4 protein-coding genes are annotated in these 3,633 nt (G+C 27.8%); all 4 read left to right on the top strand.

Annotated elements, in window-relative coordinates:
• Window positions 1-292: endonuclease V (locus tag N4A48_RS03695; RefSeq protein ID WP_293664432.1), on the top strand; the 292-nt coding region annotated here is incomplete at its 5' end.
• Between the two features lie 37 nt (window positions 293-329).
• A complete protein-coding gene (locus N4A48_RS03690; RefSeq protein ID WP_293664430.1) occupies window positions 330-1,361 on the top strand; it encodes a hypothetical protein in 1,032 nt (343 codons plus the stop codon).
• Between the two features lie 323 nt (window positions 1,362-1,684).
• Window positions 1,685-2,491: an Imm47 family immunity protein gene (imm47, locus tag N4A48_RS03685; protein WP_293664428.1), complete on the top strand. Its 807-nt coding sequence runs from the start codon at window positions 1,685-1,687 to the stop codon at window positions 2,489-2,491.
• Between the two features lie 588 nt (window positions 2,492-3,079).
• Window positions 3,080-3,633, top strand: a 554-nt coding sequence (locus N4A48_RS03680) for an endonuclease V (protein ID WP_293664426.1), incomplete at its 3' end; no start/stop codon positions are given.

Genomic DNA, 3,633 nt, shown 5'->3' with positions numbered 1-3,633 from the left:
GCCAACTATAGGAGTAGCTAAATCGTATCTAAAGATAAAAGGAATAGATTTTAATATGCCTGAAAATGAAAAGGGTTCATATAGTGATATAGTAATAGAAGAAGAGGTATATGGAAGAGCATTAAAAACTAGAAAAGATGTCAAACCTATATTTATTTCTTGTGGGAATTATATAGATCTAGAAACTAGTCATAATATAGTAATGAATTTAATAAATAACGAAAGTAGAATACCTATTCCTGTAAGATTAGCAGACCTAGAAACACATATACTTAGAAATGAATTGAAATAATTAATATGATGATTAAAGGGCAGATTGAAGAAATTCAATGTGTCCTTTTGAAACTATATTTGGACCATTTGCAGCTGAAGCACTATTAGGAAAGGCTTTCTTAGGAGGAGTAACAAACGGCTTTGAAAGCTGTTTAAGACAAAAAATGGAAAACGGAAAAATAGACCCTTGGACACTAGGGTTTGAGGTTGGAGTAGGAATTATAACCGCTGGACTTTTTCACGGTGGAGGAAAACTAATTCAAAAAGTAACTCCACATATTCCAAAAGTAAATCTTTCACAAGTATCACCTTGGCTTAAAAATGGAGCAACCAAAGTATTTAATGCAATAGATAATAATATAAATAAGGTCACAGAAATAGTAAATGAATTTGGAGAAAAAAATCTAGGAAAAGTTCAAAAACTAGCTAAAAAATTCGGAGAAGGATATGCAGAAAAAGCAAAGAACCTTGTAAATAGGGTAGATAACTTAGTGCCTCAAAAGGTTGTTACACCAGATGGGCGAGTTTATTATATTAAAAAGAGTGATATTGAACCAACTTCAGGAGGAAGTGGTTCTTCAAATAATAATACAAATAATAATACAAATAATAATACAAATAATAATACAAACAATAATACAAACAATAATACAAACAATAATACAAACAATAAGCAAAATGCTGAAGATATTGTAGAAGATGTCAGTAAGAATATAGATGATATTGATGTATACTATGATAAAGAATGTAATAGGTGGAGAGACAAGAAGAGTAAAAGATTTGTTGCAGATCCAAGTAAGAAAACAGATGAGGTTTTTAATAAAGATGGCTATGAAGTTAAGGATAACGAAAGAATAATTCCGGAAAAGGCTAATACATCAGGAGAATCTAGTAAGAATAATATAGATGAGGTCATTGAGGAGACGAATGAACCTGAGGTATTAAAAGGAAAAGACGTATATGGTCCACATTATGAAGAAGCTAAGCAATTGTTTGAAGAAAATCCAGAATTCTTTTCTAATCCTGATGAATCAATTATTGTTCAAGGAGAAGGTTTAAAAAAGCTAGAGATGATTATAATACTTTAGTTTCTCAAGGAAGTTTAAATAAAGGTCATCATAAACAAGGTCTTGCATTTGGTGGAGAAAATATAAATAGTAATATTACTTATACAGGGGAATCAACTATAAAAAGCAGTAAATTAGAAGAGTTAGATTTAGACTTCTATTCAGAAAATGGATATGGAAAAGAAAATGCTAAAATATTGAAAATATATAGAAATGAAAATGGTGTATATGTTTTTGGAAATAATCCAAGGCATACGAATGCTACTAATTTTCAAAAAAAAGTATTAAGTTGGCAACGTAAAAAAGGGATAAGAAAATAAAATCTGGATTGGAATGATAAATATATGGATGAAAAAGATGATATAATGTGCAAAGGAATATGGTATGGAAAGATTCCTGATAACATTAGCAATGAAGAATTGAGGCATAAAATTAATACTGGGAATGATGAAAAAAAGAAGCTATTAGCAATAATTGATTTATTAAAACTTGGAGATTTTTCAGCAAAACAATTATTAATTAAAATGATGAATGAAAGTAATAGTGATAGCGTAATAAAACTTTGTATTAGGGTATTTTGTTCAATTGCAAATCATAGTGATATTTATAAAAATGAAAACTTGGAAATGTTATTAAATCTTGATGAGGATTCTGTTAATGTATTTGTAACATATTCAAAACAAGCATTATCATATGAGATTGTTCCATACTTACTTGCACTTTTAGAAGAATGGGAAGATACTTATATTGAAACTACAATAAGAGATGCATTACAAGATATATTAAATTATCAAGAATTAATTCCAGTAAGTGCTTCTGTTGATGAAATAGGAGAAATTTTTATAAATAAAAGAGATAGAATAGATATAGAAAAATATTACTATAAAGGAGATTTAGCATTTCCAGGAGTATTAACAAAACAATTAATAGATGCAAGTGCTATTTCGAGAAAATACGGAACAGAATTAAAAGAAATTACTATTCCAACAATACTTTCAATTTGGAGTGGTATTGAATGTCCTGTACAATACTATACAATGGTAGATGATGAAACTATGAAAAAAGTATTTGATTATGTCAAACGACTTTCAAAAATAAATTGGGAAAAAGGGTGTAAATATTTTTATGGACATAAAGTAAATGTAAAATAGGGTTCTGGTGCAAAAACTAAAACAGTAATATAATTATCCCAAAATTTATAGATTAGAGAAACGATTATGCCCGAAAACTCATTTAAGTGGAAGCACTTTGAATCAGAAATAATACTTTTATGTGTGAGATGCTATTTGAAATATTAAATTTTATATAACCACAAAACACCTCTAACACAAAGTGAATACATAAGTTTTTCTTGTTATTTAATTTTTAAGTTTTCAAGGTGAAATTGATTTTAAAATCTGTTAAGAAATTTTGACTGTTTGAGCGATAGCGAGTTTCAAAATTTTAAGATTTTAAAATCAATTGAGCCTATGAAAAGTAAAAATTAAATAAGGAAAAACGTTGTATTCATTTGTGGTAGAGGCGGTTAAGAACAAAATTAAGATGAATAGACAGTTGGTTACTATATAAATCTCACTAAATACTTTACATTTCTAGGAGAGAGAATAGTCTTATTGTATTTTCAATATATTTAGTTTCTAAACTGAGAAGATATAAACTGTAATTTACTTAGTAGTATTTATATAATAGGCATATGCATATATTAATTTTCATAGATAGGATATAAGGGTGGGCAAAATATGGAAATAGAACAAATTCATGATTTTAATTGTAGTAATGAAAGTGAATTTATGATAATACAAAATATATTAAAAGAAAAAATCGAACTAAAAAATGAGTTTAAAGAAAATGAAATAAATATTTGTGCAGGTGTAGATTTAGCTTACTGGGAAAAGAATGGACAATCATATGGCGTATGTAGTATAGTGGTTTTAAATTACAAAACTAAAGAGGTTCTAGAGAAAGTTTCTAGTTATGGAAAAATAATAGTTCCTTATGTTGCAGGATTTTTAACTTTTAGAGAATTACCTTTAATCATAGAAGCAACTAAAAAATTAACTTTAGAACCTGATTTATTTTTATTTGATGGTAATGGGTACCTTCACTATAATCATATGGGCATAGCAACACATGCTTCATTTTTTTTAAACAAGCCAACTATAGGAGTAGCTAAATCGTATCTAAAGATAAAAGGAATAGATTTTAATATGCCTGAAAATGAAAAGGGTTCATATAGTGATATAGTAATAGAAGAAGAGGTATATGGAAGAGCATTAAAAACTAGAAAAGATGT

The organism is Tepidibacter sp., assembly GCF_025210165.1.
In the GTDB taxonomy this organism is placed as follows: Bacteria; Bacillota; Clostridia; order Peptostreptococcales; family Peptostreptococcaceae; genus Tepidibacter_A.
This window is presented reverse-complemented; position numbering and strand designations above follow the sequence as displayed.

Excerpts from the sequence above, each read along its gene's own strand:
- imm47 (WP_293664428.1), top strand. The coding sequence starts at position 1,685 with ATGGATGAAAAAGATGATATAATGTGCAAAGGAATATGGTATGGAAAG.
- N4A48_RS03690 (WP_293664430.1), top strand. The coding sequence starts at position 330 with ATGTGTCCTTTTGAAACTATATTTGGACCATTTGCAGCTGAAGCACTA.